This is a genomic window from Mesobacterium pallidum, assembly GCF_019966535.1.
Taxonomy (GTDB): Bacteria; Pseudomonadota; Alphaproteobacteria; order Rhodobacterales; family Rhodobacteraceae; genus Mesobacterium; species Mesobacterium pallidum.
Map to the genome: position 1 here is coordinate 248,215 of NZ_JAIMID010000001.1, position 18,414 is coordinate 266,628.

Annotated in this window: 16 protein-coding genes; 13 read left to right on the forward strand and 3 right to left on the reverse strand. The window is 69.1% G+C overall.

The window, feature by feature from the left end; translation table 11 throughout:
- Positions 1 to 329: 329 nt before the first annotated feature.
- From MF270_RS01125 to MF270_RS01155, 7 genes are read left to right on the forward strand one after another with little or no spacing between them, the layout of a single operon-like run.
- Positions 330 to 1,937, forward strand: a complete 1,608-nt coding sequence (locus MF270_RS01125; protein WP_272490636.1) for an ABC transporter substrate-binding protein — start codon at positions 330 to 332, stop codon at positions 1,935 to 1,937.
- 18 nt (positions 1,938 to 1,955) lie between these two features.
- Positions 1,956 to 2,936 (forward strand): ABC transporter permease, encoded by a 981-nt coding sequence (locus MF270_RS01130; RefSeq protein ID WP_336245973.1) that lies wholly within the window; start codon positions 1,956 to 1,958, stop codon positions 2,934 to 2,936.
- Entirely contained in the window at positions 2,933 to 3,826 is an 894-nt protein-coding gene (locus MF270_RS01135) for an ABC transporter permease (protein ID WP_238364011.1), read from the forward strand. Before MF270_RS01130 ends, MF270_RS01135 begins: the two co-directional genes overlap by 4 nt.
- A complete protein-coding gene (locus tag MF270_RS01140) occupies positions 3,813 to 4,841 on the forward strand; it encodes an ABC transporter ATP-binding protein (RefSeq protein WP_238364012.1) in 1,029 nt (342 codons plus the stop codon). The genes MF270_RS01135 and MF270_RS01140 overlap by 14 nt, the downstream gene beginning before the upstream one ends.
- Positions 4,838 to 5,809 carry an ABC transporter ATP-binding protein gene (locus MF270_RS01145; RefSeq protein WP_238364013.1) on the forward strand — a complete coding sequence of 324 codons (972 nt, stop codon included), beginning with the start codon at positions 4,838 to 4,840 and terminating at the stop codon, positions 5,807 to 5,809. The genes MF270_RS01140 and MF270_RS01145 overlap by 4 nt, the downstream gene beginning before the upstream one ends.
- The gene (locus tag MF270_RS01150; RefSeq protein WP_238364014.1) at positions 5,806 to 6,969 is read left to right on the forward strand and encodes an amidase; all 1,164 of its coding nucleotides are present in this window, start codon (positions 5,806 to 5,808) and stop codon (positions 6,967 to 6,969) included. Before MF270_RS01145 ends, MF270_RS01150 begins: the two co-directional genes overlap by 4 nt.
- Positions 6,962 to 7,423: a RidA family protein gene (locus tag MF270_RS01155; protein WP_238364015.1), complete on the forward strand. Its 462-nt coding sequence runs from the start codon at positions 6,962 to 6,964 to the stop codon at positions 7,421 to 7,423. The genes MF270_RS01150 and MF270_RS01155 overlap by 8 nt, the downstream gene beginning before the upstream one ends.
- Before the next feature lie 32 nt (positions 7,424 to 7,455).
- On the opposite strand, the gene MF270_RS01160 is transcribed toward MF270_RS01155, so the two are convergent.
- Complete coding sequence (locus MF270_RS01160; protein ID WP_238364016.1) at positions 7,456 to 8,112, reverse strand: glutathione S-transferase family protein; 657 nt, start codon at positions 8,110 to 8,112, stop codon at positions 7,456 to 7,458.
- A gap of 112 nt (positions 8,113 to 8,224) precedes the next feature.
- On the opposite strand from MF270_RS01160, the gene MF270_RS01165 reads away from it, so the two are divergent.
- A complete protein-coding gene (locus MF270_RS01165) occupies positions 8,225 to 9,424 on the forward strand; it encodes a polyhydroxyalkanoate depolymerase (protein ID WP_238364325.1) in 1,200 nt (399 codons plus the stop codon).
- Positions 9,425 to 9,456: 32 nt separating this feature from the next.
- Here the strand turns inward: MF270_RS01165 and MF270_RS01170 are convergent, their stop codons facing one another.
- Positions 9,457 to 11,025, reverse strand: coding sequence for a winged helix-turn-helix domain-containing tetratricopeptide repeat protein (locus MF270_RS01170; RefSeq protein WP_238364017.1), 1,569 nt, complete (start codon positions 11,023 to 11,025; stop codon positions 9,457 to 9,459).
- Between the two features lie 118 nt (positions 11,026 to 11,143).
- Here MF270_RS01170 and MF270_RS01175 point away from each other — a divergent pair, with 118 nt between their 5' ends.
- The 5 genes from MF270_RS01175 (at position 11,144) to MF270_RS01195 (ending at position 15,278) form a co-directional block, all read left to right on the forward strand.
- Entirely contained in the window at positions 11,144 to 12,028 is an 885-nt protein-coding gene (locus tag MF270_RS01175; RefSeq protein WP_238364018.1) for a class I SAM-dependent methyltransferase, read from the forward strand.
- A 130-nt stretch (positions 12,029 to 12,158) separates the two neighbouring features.
- Complete coding sequence (locus MF270_RS01180; protein WP_238364019.1) at positions 12,159 to 12,629, forward strand: cupin domain-containing protein; 471 nt, start codon at positions 12,159 to 12,161, stop codon at positions 12,627 to 12,629.
- Positions 12,630 to 12,695: 66 nt separating this feature from the next.
- On the forward strand, positions 12,696 to 13,427 hold the full coding sequence (locus MF270_RS01185; protein WP_238364020.1) for an OsmC family protein: 732 nt from the start codon (positions 12,696 to 12,698) through the stop codon (positions 13,425 to 13,427).
- A 69-nt stretch (positions 13,428 to 13,496) separates the two neighbouring features.
- A complete protein-coding gene (locus tag MF270_RS01190) occupies positions 13,497 to 14,732 on the forward strand; it encodes an NAD(P)-binding domain-containing protein (protein WP_238364021.1) in 1,236 nt (411 codons plus the stop codon).
- Positions 14,733 to 14,747: 15 nt separating this feature from the next.
- Entirely contained in the window at positions 14,748 to 15,278 is a 531-nt protein-coding gene (locus tag MF270_RS01195; RefSeq protein ID WP_238364022.1) for an OsmC family protein, read from the forward strand.
- A gap of 42 nt (positions 15,279 to 15,320) precedes the next feature.
- Here MF270_RS01195 and MF270_RS01200 read toward each other — a convergent pair whose 3' ends face one another.
- Positions 15,321 to 18,413 carry an efflux RND transporter permease subunit gene (locus MF270_RS01200; RefSeq protein WP_238364023.1) on the reverse strand — a complete coding sequence of 1,031 codons (3,093 nt, stop codon included), beginning with the start codon at positions 18,411 to 18,413 and terminating at the stop codon, positions 15,321 to 15,323.
- Position 18,414: the final 1 nt, after the last annotated feature.

Sequence of the window (18,414 nt, forward strand, 5' to 3'; positions counted from 1 at the left end):
GCGTGAAAGGGCCGGGCCGCGCCCCGGTCCCGGGCCGGGGGGTCCCCGCCCGCGTCCAGATGCCGGGCTGGCGGCCCCGGCGTCCAGCCGAATCCGCCGCTCTCGCGACGCGGCCGCCGCGCGGGCCCGCGATCGCCGCTTCATTTCGCCCAATTCTTCATCCGCGCCCCCGGATCTGAGCGAAAAGCAGGCATATCCCCCGCATGTTCTCGCGGTTTACCGCGGCGCATCGAAAGACTTGCGCCGCGCCGCGGGGCGGCGGCCAACACTGTGCCAGGCGCGACAGACGCCAATCGACAACATGACGACGACAGGGGAGTCACAAGACCATGAGTTTCCAGATACTGACCCGCAGGGCCCGGGGGCTGGCGCTGGCCGCGGCGCTGGCCGCGACACCGGCGCTGGCACTGGCGCAGGGCACGCTGCGCGTCGGCATGACCGCCTCGGACATTCCGCTGACCACCGGCCAGACCGACCAGGGCGGCGAAGGCATGCGCTTCATGGGCTACACCGTCTACGACGCGCTCATCAACTGGGACCTGACCTCGGCGGACAAGCCTTCGGGCCTGATCCCCGGCCTCGCGACCGAGTGGAGCGTGGGCGAGGACCAGCTGACCTGGACCTTCAAGATCCGCGAAGGCGTCAAGTTCCACGACGGGTCCGAGTTCGACGCCAACGCGGCGGTCTGGAACTTCGACAAGCTGCTGGACGACACGTCCGAACAATACGACACCCGCCAGTCCGCCCAGGGCAAGTCGCGCATCCCGGCGGTGGCCAGCTACTCGGCCGTCGACGACTACACGCTCGAGATCGTCACCAAGACGCCCGACGCCACGCTGCCCTACCAGCTGGCCTGGATCCTGATGTCCTCGCCCGCCAACTGGGAAGCCAAGGGCAAGAGCTGGGACGCCGTGGCCGAGGACCCGTCGGGCACCGGCCCCTGGATCATGGAAAGCTTTGTCCCGCGTGAGCGGGCCGAGCTGGTGCCCTTTGCCGGTCACTGGGACGAGACCCGCGTGCCCAAGCTGGACAAGATGGTGCTAATCCCGCTGCCCGAGCCGAACGCACGTTCGGCCGCGCTGCTGTCGGGCCAGGTCGACTGGATCGAGGCGCCGGCGCCCGACGTGATCCCGGCGCTGCAGGGCAACGGGTTCGAGATCGTGTCGAACACCCTGCCGCACAACTGGACCTGGCACCTGAACCGGCTCGAGGGCTCGCCCTGGAACGACATCAACGTGCGCAAGGCCGCCAACCTCGCCATCGACCGCGAGGGCATGAAGACGCTGCTGGGCGGGCTGATGGTCCCGGCCGAGGGCTTCCTGCCGCCGGGTTCGGCCTGGTTCGGCACCCCGGACTTCAAGGTGACCTACGACCTGGAGGCCGCCAAGGCGCTGATGTCTGAATCGGGCTACGGCCCCGACAACCGGCTGGCCGTCAAGGCGCTGATCTCGCCCTCGGGCTCGGGCCAGATGCTGCCGCTGCCGATGAACGAGTTCATCCAGCAGAACCTGGCCGAGATCTGGATCGACGTGGAATTCGCGGTGGTCGAATGGAACACGATGATCAACATCTGGCGCGCGGGGGCGGCGGACGAAAGTAGCCAGGGCGCGCATTCGATCAACTTCACCTACTTCATCCAGGACCCGTTCACCGGCCTGATCCGGCACCTCAGCTGTGACCTGATCGCGCCCAACGGCACCAACTGGGGCCATTACTGCGACCCCGAGATGGAGGAGAACTTCAAGGCGATCCGCACCACCTTCGACCCCGAGGAGCAGGCCAAGGTGCTGCAGCGCACCCACGAGAAGTTCGTGAACGAGGCGCTGTTCCTGATGGTCACCCATGACGTGGCACCGCGGGCGATGAGCCCGAAGGTCAAGGGCTTTGTCCAGGCGCAGAACTGGTACCAGAACTTCGGCACCATCACGATGGAGTAAAGGGGGCCGGGGGCGCGCATGCCGCGCCCCCGCCTTCGCCTCGACATGCTTGGATATCTTCTTCGCCGCCTGGTCTACGTCGTCCCCGTCGCGATCGGGGTCAGCCTGATCTGTTTCCTGCTGGTGCATATCGCGCCCGGCGATCCGCTGGTCGCGGTCATGCCGATCGACGCCACCGCCGAGCAGGAGGCCGAGATGCGCGCCGCCTACGGGTTCGACAAGCCGCTGCCGGTGCAGTTCGGCATCTGGCTGGGCAATGCCGTGACCGGCGACCTGGGCCGGTCCATCGCCACCGGCCGGGACGTCGCGACCGAGGTCACGCGCGCCGTGGGCAACACGCTGCTGCTGGCCGCCGCCGCCAGCGTGATCGGCTTTCCGCTGGGCCTGATGCTGGGGTTCCTGGCGGGCTACCTGAACAACACTGTCTGGGATCGCGGCATCACCGCGGTGGCCATCGGCGGGGTCTCGACCCCGAACTACTGGCTGGGCATGGTGCTGGTCATCATCTTTTCCGTCAGCCTCGGCTGGCTGCCCTCGATGGGCGCGGGGCCGGGCGGGTCGGGCGAATGGACCTGGGACTGGGCCCATATCCGCCACCTGGTGCTGCCGGCCGTGACCCTGGCCGTGGTGCCCATGGGCATCGTGATGCGCACCACCCGGGCGCTGGTGGCCGATATCCTCGACCAGGATTTCGTGCAGGCGCTCGAGGCCAAGGGCATGACGCGGCTCGGCATCCTGCGCCACGTGGCGCGCAACGCCGCGCCCACCGCGCTGTCGGTGATCGGGCTGCAGCTGGGCTACCTGCTGGGCGGGTCCATCCTGATCGAGACGGTCTTCAACTGGCCCGGCTCGGGCTACCTGCTGTCGGTCGCCATCCTGCAACGCGACCTGCCGACGCTCCAGGGCACGATCCTGGTGCTGGCGATGTTCTTTGTCGCGCTCAACCTGATCGTCGACCTGCTGCAATCCCTGATCGACCCGAGGATCTCGCGCGCATGACCGACACCACGCAAACCGCCGTGCTGCCGGCCGAGGCGCCCGCCGCGCCCGCGCGGGGCTACTGGGGCGGCGTCTGGGCACGACTGCGCCGCGATCCGGTGACGCTGGTCTGCGGCGCCGTCCTGGGCCTGCTGGTCCTGTCGGCCCTCTTCGCGCCCTACATCGGGCTGCACGATCCCTACCAGGGCTCCATGGTCAGCCGCCTGAAGCCCATCGGCACCGAGGGCCACATCCTTGGCACCGACGAGCTGGGCCGCGACATGCTGGCCCGGCTGATCTACGGCGGCCGGCTGACACTGTTCCTGGGCATTACGCCGGTGGTCGCGGCCTTTGTCATCGGCACCACGCTGGGCCTCATCGCCGGCTATGTCGGCGGCTGGGCCAACACCGTCATCATGCGCACGGTGGACGTGTTCTTTGCCTTCCCCTCGGTCCTTCTGGCCATCGCCATCTCGGGCGCGCTGGGGGCGGGGATCGTCAATTCGCTGGTGTCGCTGACCATCGTCTTCATCCCGCCGATCACCCGGGTCGCGGAAAGCGTCACCGCCTCGGTGCGCCAGCTCGATTACGTCGACGCGGCGCGGGCCAGCGGGGCGGGGGATTTCACCATCGTGCGGGTGCATGTGCTGGGCAACGTGATGGGGCCGATCTTTGTCTACGCCACCTCGCTGACCAGCGTCTGCATGATCATCGCGGCGGGGCTGTCGTTTCTTGGCCTCGGGGTGAAACCGCCCGAGCCGGAATGGGGCCTGATGCTGAACACGCTGCGCACCGCCATCTACATCAACCCCTGGGTCGCGGCCCTGCCGGGGATGATGATTTTCGTCACTTCGCTCTGCCTGAACCTGATGAGCGACGGATTGAGGAGCGCGATGAATGTCCGCCAGTGAAATGGGCCTGCCCGACAAGGGCGGGCCGCGCCAGCCGCTTGTCATCGCCCGCGACCTCACCTGCCACTTTCCCGTCCGCGCCGGCGCCTTCGGCCCCAAGAAGGTGGTGCGCGCGGTGGACGGCGTCAGCTTTTCCATCGCCAAGGGCGAGACGCTGGGCGTGGTGGGAGAGTCGGGCTGCGGCAAGTCCACCACCGCGCGGCTGCTGATCGGGCTGACCCCGGCGACCGGCGGCAAGATCATCTACGACGCGCAGGAACTGGGCGAGGAACTGAGCCTGCGCGACCTGCGCCGCGGCGTGCAGATGGTGTTCCAGGACAGCTTTGCCTCGCTCAACCCGCGGCTCACGATCGAGGAATCCATCGCCTTCGGCCCAAAGGTGAACGGTGTCGATGCCGCCGAGGCGCGGCGCATCGCCCGCGACCTGCTCGAGCGTATCGGGCTCGACCCCGCGCGTTTTGCCGGGCGCTACCCGCACGAGTTGTCGGGCGGCCAGCGCCAGCGCGTCAACATCGGCCGCGCGCTTGCGATGCGCCCGCGCCTCGTGATCCTGGACGAGGCGGTCTCGGCGCTCGACAAGTCGGTCGAGGCGCAGGTGCTGAACCTGCTCACCGATCTGCGGCGCGATTTCGACCTGACCTACATGTTCATCAGCCACGACCTGAACGTCGTGCGCTACATCTCGGACCGGTTGATGGTCATGTACCTGGGCGAGGTGGTCGAGGTCGGCCCGGCCGAGGCGCTCTACGAGCGGCAGGCGCATCCCTACACGGCCGCGCTGTTCTCGGCCATGCCGTCGATGGACCCGTACGCCCGGACCCAGGTGCCGCCGCTGGCGGGCGATCCGCCGAACCCGATCGACCCGCCCTCGGGCTGCCGGTTCCACACCCGCTGCCCCTTTGCCGAGGACCTCTGCGCCTCGAAAAAGCCCCGCGCCGTGACCCTGGGCGAAGGCCACCAGGTGGCCTGCCACATGCGCGACCCGGCCTCGGGCCACGGAAAGGCCGCCGCATGAGCGCCCTGGTCGACATCCGCGACCTGACCGTCCGCTTCGGCGGCGGCGGGCGCAGCGTCCATGCCGTGAACGGCGTCAGCCTGAGCGTCGAAAAGGGCGAGGTGCTGGCGCTTCTGGGCGAAAGCGGCTCGGGCAAGAGCGTCACGCTGAAATCCATCCTGCAACTGCTGCCGCCCAAGCGGACGAAGATCGGCGGCAGCATCCGCTTTGACGGGAGAGACGTGCTGGCGCTGAAGGGCCGGGCGCTGAGCGATTTCCGCGGCGGCGAGGTGTCGATGATCTTCCAGGACCCGGCGCTGGCGCTGGACCCGGTCTACACCGTGGGCGCGCAGATCGCCGAAACCGTCATGCGGCACGAAAGCATCACCCGCGAGGCGGCCATGTCCCGCGCGCTCGAGATGCTGCAGAAGGTGCGCATCCCGTCGCCCGAGCGGCGGCTCAAGAACTACCCGCACGAGATGTCGGGCGGGATGCGGCAACGGGCGATGATCGCGCTGGCGTTGTCGTGCAATCCCAAGCTCCTGCTGGCGGACGAGCCGACGACGGCGCTGGATGCCACGGTGCAGATGCAGGTCCTGCTGCTGCTGCGCAACCTGCAGCGCGAGATGGGCATGTCGGTGATCTTTGTCACCCATGACATCGGGGTCGCGGTCGAGATCGCGGACCGCGTCGCGGTGATGTACGCGGGCACCATTGTTGAGACCGGCACCATCGCCGAGATCATGAAGGACCCGCGCCACCCCTATACCAGGGGGCTGCTGGCCGCGAACCTGCACGGCGCGGTCAAGGGCGCGCGGCTTGATGCCATTCCCGGCGCCCCGCCGACGCTGGAAGAGCCGCCGTCCTTCTGCCCCTTCGCGCCGCGCTGCCCGCAGGCCCGGCCCGAGTGCCGCGCCGCGCTGCCGCCGGTGGTCGAACCGGGGCCGGGGCGCCGCGTCGCCTGCGTGCTCGAGGCCGCCCCGGCATGATCGACCCCTGGCGCGCGCTGATGCCCTATCCGCCGGCGCCGGTCGCCAGCGGGACCGGCCCGCTGGACGGCCTGCGGCTGGCGGTCAAGGACATCTACGACGTGGCCGGTTACCCGACCAGCTGCGGCAACCCGATCAAGCTGGCGGAAAGCGGGATCAAGACCGCCCATGCCGGGGCCGTCGACCGCCTGCTCAAGGCCGGCGCGGTCTTTGCCGGCAAGGTCCAGACCGACGAGCTGGCCTGGTCGATGACCGGCCGCAATCCGCATTTCGGACCCGTGGTGAACCCCGCCGCGCCGGACCGGATCACGGGCGGGTCGTCCAACGGTTCGGCCGCGGCGGTGGCGGGCAATCTCGCCGATATCGCGCTGGGCAGCGACACCGGCGGGTCGATCCGCGCGCCTGCCAGCTTTTGCGGCCTCTGGGGCCTGCGTCCGACCCAGGGGGCGGCGCCGCTGGACGGCTGCATGCCGTTGGTGCCCAGCTTTGACACCTGCGGGCTTTTCGCGCGCGACGGCCAGACGCTGCTGCGCGCCTCTTCGGTGCTGATGGGCCCGGACAGCGCGGCACTGGCCGAGGGGCCGCCGCCGCTGGCCACCGACATGATGGCGCGCGTCGCGCCCGGGGCCCGCGCGGCGATCGAGCCGATCGCCAAGGCGCTGTCGCGGGGCCGCGCACCGCTTTATTCCGTGCCGCCCGAGACCCTGTTCCAGGCCTTCGACGCGATCCAGTCGCGCGAGGTGGTGGCAACCCACGGCGCCTGGATCGAGGCCCGCCAGATGCCACTGGGCGACTACATCCGCGACCGCTATGCCAGGGCGCGCCAGGTCACGGCCAACGACGAAGCGTATTGGCGCGCCGAGCGCGCGCGCATCACCAGCGCGGTGATCGGGGCCATCGCCGGCCGCGCGATCCTTGCCCCGGTCGTGCATGACGCGCCGATCCGCGCCGATGCCGGGGCGCCCGCGCACCTGGCCTTTGCCGGCCAGGCCCGGCTCCTGCTGTGCCTCGCCGTGGTCGCGGGCCTGCCGCAGGTGGTCTTTCCGGCCACGCGGATCGACGGCGCGCCGATGGGCCTGTCGCTGATCGGCCCGCCGGGCAGCGACTTGGCCCTGATCGAAAGGGCCGTCCAACTGGTCGAGGAGCATGGCCATGAGTGAGATCGAGAAACGCCTGACCGACATGGGGCTCGAGCTGCCGCCCGACTGCCCGCCGCGCGCCAGTTTCGTGAAATACCGGCTGTGGAACGGGCTGCTGGTCCTGTCCGGGCAGATCTGCGAATGGAACGGCACGCCGCGCTGGTTCGGCCCGGTGACAGAGGACAGCGACCTGGCCGAGATGCAGAAGGCGGCGCAGATGTGCGCGCTGAACCTGCTTTATTGCGCGCGCGAGGCGCTGGGATCGCTCGACCGGGTCGAACAGGTGCTGCGGCTGGGCGGCTTCGTGAATTCGGCCCCGGGCTTCGGGCAGGGGCCGGCGATCATCGACGGGGCCTCCAACCTCTTCATCGACCTCTTCGGCGAGGCCGGGCGCCATGCGCGCACGGCCGTCTGTGTGGCCAGCCTGCCGGTCAACGCGGCGGTCGAGGTGGATGCCCTGCTGGCGGTGCGATAAGGCGGTCGGGGCGCGCGCGCGGTCCGGGGCCGTTAGAACTCGACCTCGAGCTCCACGATCTCTTCGGGTTCGTCCTGCGCATCCGCGATCCATTTCTGCAACAGAGGCCAGTCGAAGATCGTTTTGACATAGGCTTCGAGCGTCTCGTCCAGCTCGACCGAGTAGGTGCGGAACCGGGTGCAGACCGGCGCATACATCGCATCGGCCACCGTCGGGGTGGCGCCGAACAGGAACGGGCCGCCATGGGCGTCGAGGCACTCGTGCCAGATCTGCTTGACCCGTTCCACGTCGGGGCGCGCGCCGGAGAAGATCTTGAACCGGATGTGCCGCGCCCGCAGGTTCATCGGCAGGGCCGAGCGCAGGTTGTAGAAACCCGAATGCATCTCGCCCGAGACTGCGCGGCAAAGCGCGCGCCGCGCCGGGTCGGCCGGGTAGAGCCCCGCGTCCGGAAAGGTCTCGTTCAGGTACTCGGCGATGGCCAGCGTGTCCCAGACCTCGATCGCGCCGTGCTGCAGCCGCGGCACCCGGACCGAGGGCGACAGCAGCAGCAGTTCCTGCCGATTGTCCGCATCGTCGGGGTCGATCGTCTGCTCGGCGAAGTCGATTCCCGACATCTGGCACAGCAGCCAGCCGCGCAACGACCAGGACGAGTAGTTTTTCGATGAAATCGTGAGCGTTGCGGGGGCCATCGAATCCTCATTTCACGGTGTCGCAAGGAACTTGCATTATTTCGTCGCACGCGCCGTTTCGCCTGACTAGCGTTTTCACAGGCCAATTGCGGAGAACGACGTGCTTTACGCCATGTACCAGGGGTTTGATGATATTATCGCCCCTTTGCGAACTTCCGCCCTGCTCGGACTGTCGATGAGCCCGAGGCTCAGCGGCTTTCCCGCGTCGCTCTATCGCCACAACACCGCGCTTCTCGAGATGATGTCGCGGTTCAAGCTCAGCCACGAGCGGCCCGCGTACGGCATCGACTCGGTGCAGGTCGGCAATCGCCTTGTGCCGACGACCGAAGAGGTGGTCTGCGACCTGCCGTTCGGCCAGCTGCTGCGGTTCCGGCGTGACATCGACGTGCCGCAGCCCAAGGTGCTGGTCGTCGCGCCCCTGTCGGGGCATTTCGCGACCCTGCTGGCCGGGACCGTCCGGACCCTGCTGCGTGATCACGACGTCTATATCACCGACTGGAAGAATGCCCGGGACGTGCCGCTGGATGCGGGCGCCTTCGGCGTGGACGAATATGTCGCCTACCTGATCCGCTTTCTCGAGGAACTCGGCCCCGGTGCCCATGTGCTCGCGGTGTGCCAGCCCTGCGTGCAGACCCTCGCCGCCGTCGCGGTCATGTCCGAGGACCGCAACCCCGCGACGCCGCTTTCGATGACGTTGATGGCCGGCCCGCTTGACGTGCGCGAAAGCCCGACCGAGGTGAACAAGCTGGCCCATGACAAGCCGATCGAATGGTTCCGGCAGAACGTCATCGCCTCGGTGCCGCCCCGGTTTCCCGGGGCCGGGCGGCGGGTCTATCCCGGTTTTGTCCAGCTGACCGCCTTCATGGCGATGAACATGGACCGGCACCAGGCGCAGCACCGCCGGCTTTACGACCACCTCGTCGCCGGCGAGGCCGAGGAGGCGCACAAGATCAAGGAATTCTACGACGAATACTTCGCGGTGCTCGACCTGACCGCCGAATTCTATCTCGAGACGATCGAACGGATCTTCCAGCGGGCCGAGCTGGCGACGGGCGATTTCACCTACCGGGGGCGCAAGGTGAACCCGGGTGCGATCCGTCACACGGCGCTGCTGACCGTCGAGGGCGGGCGCGACGACATCTGCGGCCTGGGCCAGACCAGCGCGGCGCATGACATGTGCGCGTCGCTGCGGCCGCATCTCAAGCGCCATCACCTGCAGGCCAACGTGGGGCATTACGGCGTCTTCAACGGCCGCAAGTGGGACCAGCAGATCTACCCGGTGGTGCGCAACACGATCCTGTCGATGCACTGACCGGGCCGGGCCGGCCCCGGCCCGCAACGTGATCACTGGTCCGGGTAGCCCAGGTCCTTGAGCGCCCGCAGCACCTCGTCGCGGACACTGGTTTCCCGCAGCGGCAGCGCCGCGAAGAACTGCGCGATCGAGGCGTCGGGCCGCTGCGCCCGCGTCCGGTCGGCCCAGTAGCGCGCCTGGTCGTCCCGGCCCGCCACCTTGTTGATCGCCGCCGCGATGCTGGTCACGATGTAATGCGCCCCCGGCTCGCGGGCGCCGGCATCGGTGATCCGGCAGGCCGCCTCGTGATCGCCGAGATGCAGCAGCGCCATCGCCTTGGACTGGTGCATGGCATAGAGGAACGGGTCCAGCGGGCTCAGCAGGATCGCCTCGTCCGCCGCGGCCACGGCCCGCGCGCTGTGGCCCGCGATCATGTCGGCATGCGAGCGCGCGTAAAGGCCATGGGCAAAGTTCGGGCTCATCGCCAGCGACCGCTCGAGATAGCCCTGTCCGCCCTCGTGGTCGCCCTGCAGCCAGAACGACCGGCCGAAGTTGAAATTGCCGAACGGGTCCAGCGGGTCGAGCTCGAGGCAGCGCTCGGCGTAACGCCGGGCATTCCCGACCTCGGTGCCCCGGTCGTCGCCGTAGTTGACAAAGGCCGACTGGAAGCTGGTGAAGGACCGCGCCGCAAAGGCCCGCGCAAAGCCGGGATCGAGCATCGTCGCCCTGGCGAAGTAATCCGCCGCAATGGCGTTGTCCTTGCCGTTGAAGCGGTACATGTGGTGCAGCCCGAGATGGAAGAGGCTCCAGGCATCGAGGCTTTCGGGCGCGCGCAGCCGCGCCCGTTCCGTCTCGTGCATGTTGATGTGCAGCTCGAGCCCCGAGCAGACCAGCCGCACGATGTCGGTGCGGATCTGGTGCACCTCGTCGATCCCGCCGAGCAGCGTCTCGCACCAGATCACCCGGCCGTCGCGGGTGTCCGACAGCTCGACCGTGATGGCGACGCGGCGGCCGATCACCTCGACATCGCCCGACAGGCAATAGGCGGCGCCCAGCCGCGCGCGGATCACGGCGAGGTCGGGAAAGGGATCGCGGAACCGGAAGGTCGACCCGCGCGCCACCACCCGCAGCCAGCGAAGCCGCGACAGGGACGAGATCAGCTCGGCCGGGATGGCATCGGCCATGGCGCCCCAGGCCTCGGTCTGGCCGACGAGGCGAAAGGGCAGCACGGCGATCGAGGGGCGCGTGGTCTCGGGCGGCGGCTCCGTGGGCTCGGGCGTGGGCGGCGGCTCGGGCGCAGCCACGGCGGGCACGGCGCGGTCCAGCGTCCCGACGAACCGGAACCCCCGGCCATGGACCGTGCGCACCAGCCCCTGCGTCTTGCCATCGTCGCCGATCGCCTTGCGCAGCGTCTTGACCAGGGTCGAGATCGCGGCATCGGTGACGATCCGGCCGTCCCAGACCACGTCGACCAGTTCGTCCTTGGTGACCAGCCGGTCGGCGTTCGCCAGCAGGTGGCACAGCAGCGTGAAGGCGCGCGGCTCCACGCCCACTTCCGCGCCGTCGCGGGAAAGCTGGCCCAGGGCAGTGTCCAGTGTGAAACCCGCGAACCTGTACTGCATGGCGGCAGTTTACGATTTCCTCATGACTCCGCCACGAAATTCTCAGGTTCGGCTCAAGCTTGGGACCCCCGCCAGGGTCCATATCGTCTTCAGCAAGTTTTTTGATCGGAGACGAACGATGACCCAGCAAGTTCATATCGCAGAGACCGAGGCGGTATCGCCCTTGGTCGATTTCTGGAACGCGGTGCTTGCGCCGAAGTTCATCCGCTACCGCCACGTGCTGGTGGGCGGGCTGTCGCGCCATTCCGAGGCGGTGTTCCCGATGCTCGGGGTGCAGCGCGGCCAGCGCATTCTCGACGTCGGCTGCGGCTTTGGCGACACCGCCGTGGCGCTGGCCGAGGCGACGGGCCCCGAGGGCGCGGTCCTCGGCGTCGATTGCTGCGAGGCCTTCCTGGCCCAGGCCCGGCACGCCGCCGAGATGCAGCAGGTGCCGAACGTCCGGTTCCTTTGCGCCGACGTGGAACGCGGCATCGACGCCCCGGCCTTCGACATGGTGTTCGCCCGCTTCGGCACGATGTTCTTCGCCAATCCCGTGGCCGGGCTGCGCGCCATGCGGGCCTGCCTGAAGCCCGGCGGGCGGTTGGCGCATATCGTCTGGCGCGACCGGGCCGACAACCCCTGGCTGATCGAGGCGCGCGACATCGTCCGCCGCTTTCTGCCCGCGCCGGGCGCGGATGCGGCAAGCTGCGGGCCGGGGCCCTTCTCGATGGCCGACGAGGCCGTCACCCGGGCGCAGATGGAGGCCGCCGGTTACGCGGACATCGTCTTTCACCGCGTCGATGCCAAAGTCCGCGTGGGCCGCGACATCGCCGATGCCATCGCCTTCCAGCTGGCCATCGGCCCGGCGGGCGAGACCTTCCGCGAGGCCGGTGACCTGGCCGAGCAGCGGCGCCCCGAGATCGAGGCAGCCCTGGCCGCGATGTTCGAGGCGGTGATCGCCCGCGAGGGCGATCTGTGGATGGACAGTTCCTCCTGGCTGATCACGGCCCGCAACCCGGGCTGACCCGACTTTCCCCGGCGGGCCTGTCCCGCCCCCTCAAGGCCCGCGACGCGGGCTCCTCCCCCGCCGCGGGCACTCCCGTTCGCGTCCCCCAACCGGCTGTGCCGATTTCAACCCCGAAAGGACCAAGACCATGACCCTCAAGACCTCTTTCCTCGCCGTCCTCGCTGCCCTGTCGCTGACCGGCGTCGCCACGGCGCAGGACCACCATGCCCCGGCGCCCTATCTCGCCGAGACCGCCGAATGGGCGCCCGCCCCGCCGGTCCTGCCCGCAGGCGCCGGGATCGCCGTGCTCTCGGGCAACCCCTTTGCCGAGGGCTGGTTCGTGCTGCGCCTGAAGTTCCCCGAGGGCTACGAGGTGCCCGCACATATCCATTCGGGTGACGAGCTGATCACCGTCGTCGCCGGTGAGTTCAACGTCGGTCACGGCGAGACGCTGGACCGCGCGGCCGGCACCGTGCTGCGCGCCGGCGGCTTCGTCGAGATGCCCGCGGGCCACCCGCACTTTGCCTGGACCACGGCCGAGACGATCGTCCAGATCCACGGCCCGGGCCCGTTCGACATCACCTACATGGACCCCGCGATGAACCCGCTGGGCCAGTGACCCATGGGGCGTCCCGGCCCCGCCTCTCGCGGGTGCCGGGCCCCCTGCAACACAGGATTTCCCGTCATGAAGGACTTTGCCTTCGTCCTGCCCAAGCCGCCCTACGGCGCGGGCTTCTCCCGGCTTCGCGGGCTTCGCGCCCCGGACGCCTTCACCCGCTGGTTCGCCAGCCGCAACCGGATCGCCGCGCAGGACGCGGCCCCGGAGTCCACCAACCAACCCTCTGAAAAGGAACATGTCATGACCACTGCAACCATCGTCGACAACGGCGTCAACACCGAAGCCCTGATCGGCGCCCGCGGCGCCTTTGCCGACGCGCCCCAGGCCGCCCAATTCACCTTTCGCAGCACCTGCGACTGGATCGAGGGCACCTACAGCGTCAACGCGATCAACGGTTATTTCGGCGTCGGGCAGGAGCATGCCCGCGCCCAGACCTTCCGCATCGAAAGCGATCACCCGGCCGTCTTCGCCGCCGGGGACCGCGCGCCGACCCCGCCTGAGATCGTGCTCTCGGCCCTCGCCAGCTGCCTGACCGGCGGTGTCGCCTCGGTCGCCCAGCACCGCGGGATCCAGCTGAACTCGGTCCGCGCCATCGTCGAAGGCGACGTGGACGTGCAGGGCATCCTCGGAATGGATGCCGAGATCCGCAACGGCTTCTCGGCGATCCGCGTGACCTTCCAGGTCGATGCCGAGGCCAGCGCGGACGAGATCGCCGCCGTGGTCGCCCAGTCGCAGAAGCGCTCGGCCGTGTTCGACATCCTGGCGAACCCGACCAACGTGTCGGTTTCGGTCGCCTGACCCCAGCCCCGCCCGCCGGACATATCCGTTCCGGCGGGCGGGCCCACCCTGTTCCGAAAGGTCCGAGCCATGCGGCGCATCCACACCCTTGTCATCGGCGCCGGCCAGGCCGGCCTTGCCATGAGCCATTGCCTGACCGAGCGCGCCATCCCGCATGTCGTGCTTGAACGCGGCGACATCGCGCGGTCCTGGACCGCCGACCGCTGGGACAGCCTGCGCCTTCTGACCCCGAACTGGCAAAGCCGGTTGCCCGGCCATCGCTACACCGGCCCCGACCCCGACGGCTTCATGGCGCGGGCAGAGGTCGCGCGCTATCTCGAAAGCTATGCCGTCGCCGCCCGGGCGCCCATCGAGACCGGGGTGCGCGTCACCGCACTCAGCGCCGAGGCCGGCGGCTTCCGCGTCGCGACCGACCGCGGCGACTGGCAGGCCGCGCAGGTGGTCATCGCAACGGGCGCCTGCACGCGCGCCTCGGTCCCCGCTTTTGCCGCCGCCCTGCCGCCCCATATCGCCCAGCTGACGCCGATCAGCTACAAGCACCCGGACCAGCTGGCGCCGGGCGGCGTGCTGGTCGTCGGCGGCTCGGCCACCGGCGTGCAGCTCGCGGCCGAGATCGCGCGGGCGGGCCACGCGGTGATCCTGTCGACCGGAGAACATATCCGCGTGCCGCGCCACTACCGCGGCCGCGACATCCAGCGGTGGATGGAGGCCAGCGGCCTCAACGCCGCCACCGTGGACGAGGTCCCGGACATCGACCGCCTGCGCCGCTTGCCCTCGCTGCAACTGACCGGCCAGGCCCGGCCGCAGTTCACCGACCTCACCGCGCTGCAGGAGCAGGGGGTCGAGATCACCGGACGGCTTGCGCTGGTGCAGGACGGGGTCGCGCGCTTTTCTGGCGCGCTGGCCAACCATTGCACGCTGTCGGACCTCAAGATGACCCGGCTGCTGGCCGGCTTCGACACCTTCGCCGAAACGGCCGGGATCGCCGGCCTGCCGGCGCCGGAACGCTTTGCCCCGACCCGGGTGCCCGAGGCGCCGCGCCTGGCGCTGGACCTGGCATCGGGCGGGATCGCCACGGTGCTCTGGGCCACGGGCTTTAGGCCGGACCATTCCTGGATCGACCTGCCGGTCTTCGACCGCAAGGGGCGGCTCAGGCACGATGGCGGCGCCGTCGCGCCGGGGCTGCACGTGCTGGGCCTGCCGTTCCAGCGCCACCGCACCTCTGCCCTGATCGACGGGGTGGGCCGGGATGCCCGCCACGTCGCCACCCGCATCGACCAAGACCGCGCCAGCCGCGCCGCATGAGAGGAGACGAGACAGATGCAGACCGACACGCAGATACGGGCCGCCCAGGCGCAGGTCATCGCCCGGATGGAGGCCGACCCCGACCCCTGCCGCAAGACCTACGTGACCACGGGGCGGATCGGCGCGGGCCTGGCCTGCGAGGTCCGGCAGGGCCGCCACGCGATCGTCACCGACCTTGGCCCGGCCATGGGCGGCGGGGCGCTGGGGCCGTCGCCCGGCTTTCTCGGGCGCGCGGCCATCGTCGGATGCGTCGGCATCGGGGTGAAGATGATGGCGCTGCGCGAGGGGCTGACTTTCGACGCCATGACCATCACCGTCGAGACCGAGTTCGACGACACCGCGCTGATGGGGCTGGGCGCGAACTCGGCCGCGCCCCTGCGGACCCGCGTGCGCATCGAGATCGACAGCCCCGAGAGCGCGGCGCAGGTCGCCGCCGTGGTGGATCGCGCGCTCGAGCAGGACCCCTGGTTCCTTGCCCTGCGCGATGCGCAGGTGGTCGAGCCCTGCCTCACCGTCCGGTCCCCGACGGGTGTCCTGCCCGGGTGATGGCGGGGGCCCGGCGGCCCGTTCCGGCCGCCGGGCAGCCCGTCAGGCCCGCCGCCGGGTCAGCTTGCGGACAAGGACAAAGCAGGCCGGCACCACGAAGATGCCAAGGAAGGTCGCCGCCGCCATGCCGCCCAGCACCGCGATGCCGATGGCGTTCTGCGCCTGCGCCCCGGCGCCCGAGGCCAGTGCCAGCGGCAGCACCCCCAGCATGAAGGCAAACGAGGTCATCAGGATCGGGCGCAGGCGCATCCGGGCCGCCGCGATTGACGCCTCCAGCGCCGATTTCCCCTGCAATTCCAGGTCGCGGGCGAATTCCACGATCAGGATGGCGTTCTTGGCCGCCAGCCCGATCGTGGTCAGGATCCCCACCTTGAAATAGACGTCGTTGCTCTGCCCGAAGGCCCAGGCAAAGGCGAACGCCCCGGCGATGCCAACCGGCACCGACAGCATCACGGCAAAGGGGATCGACCAGCTTTCGTAAAGCGCCGCCAGCGACAGGAAGACCACCAGCGCCGACAGCGCGTAGAGGAAGGGCGCCTGGCTGCCCGACTGCTGTTCCTGGTAGCTGAGCCCGGTCCAGGCCACGCCATAGCCGGCGTCGAGGCCCGAGACCATGTCCGCCATGGCGTCCATCGCATCGCCCGAGGACACGCCCGGCGCCGGGCTGCCCGAGATCGAGATCGCGCCGATCCCGTCGATCCGCGCCGCCGACGGCGTGGTCGAAACCCAGTGGGTTTCCATGAACGAGGCAAAGCTGACCATCTCGCCCGCGCTGTTGAGCGCATACCATTTCTCGATATCCTCGGGCTGCATCCGGTCGGCGGCCTCGCCCTGCACGATCACCGGGCGCAGCGATCCGTTCATGTCGAAGTCGTTGACGGTCGACCCGGCAAAAATCGTCGACAGGATGTTGTTCACCGCCGAGACGCTGACGCCAAAGCTCTCGGCCTTCTGCTGGTCGATGTCGAGCCGCAGCACTGCCTCGGGCTCGGTGCCCTGGGCGCGGACGCTGGCAAGGCGGGGATCGGCCATGGCCTGTTGTTCCAGCGCGGTCGCGGCGGCGCGCAGGGCGTCGTTGCCGGTGTTGCCGTAATCCACGAGGTACATCGAGACCCCCGATGTGTTGCCCAGCCCCGGCACGGCGGGTGGCTGCACGAACATCACCCGGCCGGCGCGCAGGGTGCCGAACCTTTGCGTCGCGCGGGCCGCGACGCTGGTGGCCGACAGGCTGTCATCGGGCCGCTCGTAGAACCCCTTGAGCTTGACGAAGATCATCGCGGTGTTCTGCCCCGACCCGCCGAACCCGAAGCCCAGCGTGGCAAAGGTGCTGTCGACCGCCGCGTTTTCCTCGGTTTGCAGGTAGTCCTCGATCTGGTTCACCACCTGCTCGGTCTGGGCCGAGGTCGAGCCTTCGGTGAGGTTCACCATGACGATGAGAACGCCCTGGTCTTCCTGCGGCAGAAAGGACGAGGACATGCGCAGCGCCGAATAGCCGGCCTCCGCCGCCAGCGCCAGGATTAGCGCCAGCGCGATCACCGGCCGACGCGACAGCCTTCCTACGACGCCGGAATAGCCGGTCGTGAGCCGCTCGAACCCGGCGTTGAAGGCGCGGGCCGGGGCGATGGCGGGCCCGTGGCCGCGCCGTTTCAGCAGCGTCGCGGTCAGCGCCGGTGTCAGGATCAGCGCGACCAGCGCCGACAGCACCATGGCCGAGATGATCGTGACCGAGAACTGCCGGTAGATCACCCCGGTCGAGCCGCCGAAGAAGGCCATCGGCAAAAAGACCGCCGAGAGCACCAGCGCGATGCCGATCACCGCCCCGGTGATCTGGCGCATCCCCTTTTCGGTCGCGGGCAGGGGGTCGAGCCCGTCCTCCTCCATCACCCGTTCGACGTTCTCGACCACGACGATGGCGTCGTCGACCAGCAGGCCGATGGCCAGGACCATGGCGAACATGGTCAGCGTGTTGATCGAGAACCCGAGGGCGGCGAGTGTGGCAAAGGTTCCGGCCAGCACCACCGGCACCGCGATGATCGGGATCAGCGTCGCGCGCCAGTTCTGCAGGAACACGAGGATGACGAGGAACACCAACACCACCGCCTCGGCCAGGGTGTGGTAGACCTTTTCGATCGACTGCTCGACAAAGGGCGAGGTGTCGTAGGCGGTCTCGACCTCTACGCCGGAGGGCAGCGAAGCCATCAGCGTCGCAAGGGTCTCGCGCACCGCCTCGGCGGTGTCGACCGCGTTGGCGCCTGTGGCGAGGTTGACGCCGAAACCGGCGGCATTGGCGCCGTCAAAGCGGGAATCCCCGCCGTAGCTTTCCTGCCCGATCTCGATCCGGGCCACGTCGCCCAGCCGCACCTGGCCGCCGTCCTCGGCGGACCTGAGCAGGATCGCCTCGAAATCCGCGACGCTGGTCAGTTGGCTTTGGGCAGTGATCGTGGCGGTGAATTGCTGGCCCTCGAGCACCGGCAGCGAACCCAGCGCGCCGACCGAGACGGTGGTGTTCTGCGCCGCGATGGCTGAGGTCACGTCCGAGGGCGTCAGCTGGTACTGGTAAAGCGACAGCGGATCGAGCCAGACCCTGAGCGCGTAGCCCGAGCCGAAGACGTTGATGCCGCCCACGCCATCGGTCCGCTGGATCGGCCCCGAGACCTGGTTGTCGAGGATATCGCCCAGCTCGATCGTGGAATAGCGGCCGTCCTTGGACACGATCGCCCCGACCATGAGGATCGAGGAACTCGACCGCGACACCGACACGCCCGAGGTCTGCACGGCGCCCGGCAGGCGTCCTTCGACCTGGCTGACCCGGGATTGCACGGTGTTCTGCGCATCGACCGGGTCGATGCTTTCGTCGAAGGTCAGCGAGATCGACGACCGCCCCTCGCGCGAGGTGCTTTCCATGTAAAGCACCCCGTCGAGCCCGGTCATCGCATCCTCGATCACCGAGGTGACCGAGTTCTCGACCGCCGAGGCGGTGGCGCCGGAATAGCTCGCGCTTATGCGGATCGTGGTGGGGGCGATGTCAGGGTATTGCGACACGGCCAGCTGGGTAAAGGAAAAGGCCCCGGCCAGCATGGTCACGATGGCCAGGACCCATGCAAAGATGGGACGGTGGATGAAGAAGTGTGCCATG

Coding starts and splice junctions, on each gene's coding strand:
- MF270_RS01170 (WP_238364017.1), bottom strand. CDS start 11,025: ATGCAGTACAGGTTCGCGGGTTTCACACTGGACACTGCCCTGGGCCAG.
- MF270_RS01155 (WP_238364015.1), top strand. CDS start 6,962: ATGAGTGAGATCGAGAAACGCCTGACCGACATGGGGCTCGAGCTGCCG.
- MF270_RS01145 (WP_238364013.1), top strand. CDS start 4,838: ATGAGCGCCCTGGTCGACATCCGCGACCTGACCGTCCGCTTCGGCGGC.
- MF270_RS01190 (WP_238364021.1), top strand. CDS start 13,497: ATGCGGCGCATCCACACCCTTGTCATCGGCGCCGGCCAGGCCGGCCTT.
- MF270_RS01165 (WP_238364325.1), top strand. CDS start 8,225: ATGTACCAGGGGTTTGATGATATTATCGCCCCTTTGCGAACTTCCGCC.
- MF270_RS01185 (WP_238364020.1), top strand. CDS start 12,696: ATGAAGGACTTTGCCTTCGTCCTGCCCAAGCCGCCCTACGGCGCGGGC.
- MF270_RS01195 (WP_238364022.1), top strand. CDS start 14,748: ATGCAGACCGACACGCAGATACGGGCCGCCCAGGCGCAGGTCATCGCC.
- MF270_RS01150 (WP_238364014.1), top strand. CDS start 5,806: ATGATCGACCCCTGGCGCGCGCTGATGCCCTATCCGCCGGCGCCGGTC.
- MF270_RS01140 (WP_238364012.1), top strand. CDS start 3,813: ATGTCCGCCAGTGAAATGGGCCTGCCCGACAAGGGCGGGCCGCGCCAG.
- MF270_RS01180 (WP_238364019.1), top strand. CDS start 12,159: ATGACCCTCAAGACCTCTTTCCTCGCCGTCCTCGCTGCCCTGTCGCTG.
- MF270_RS01135 (WP_238364011.1), top strand. CDS start 2,933: ATGACCGACACCACGCAAACCGCCGTGCTGCCGGCCGAGGCGCCCGCC.
- MF270_RS01175 (WP_238364018.1), top strand. CDS start 11,144: ATGACCCAGCAAGTTCATATCGCAGAGACCGAGGCGGTATCGCCCTTG.
- MF270_RS01200 (WP_238364023.1), bottom strand. CDS start 18,413: ATGGCACACTTCTTCATCCACCGTCCCATCTTTGCATGGGTCCTGGCC.
- MF270_RS01125 (WP_272490636.1), top strand. CDS start 330: ATGAGTTTCCAGATACTGACCCGCAGGGCCCGGGGGCTGGCGCTGGCC.
- MF270_RS01130 (WP_336245973.1), top strand. CDS start 1,956: ATGCCGCGCCCCCGCCTTCGCCTCGACATGCTTGGATATCTTCTTCGC.
- MF270_RS01160 (WP_238364016.1), bottom strand. CDS start 8,112: ATGGCCCCCGCAACGCTCACGATTTCATCGAAAAACTACTCGTCCTGG.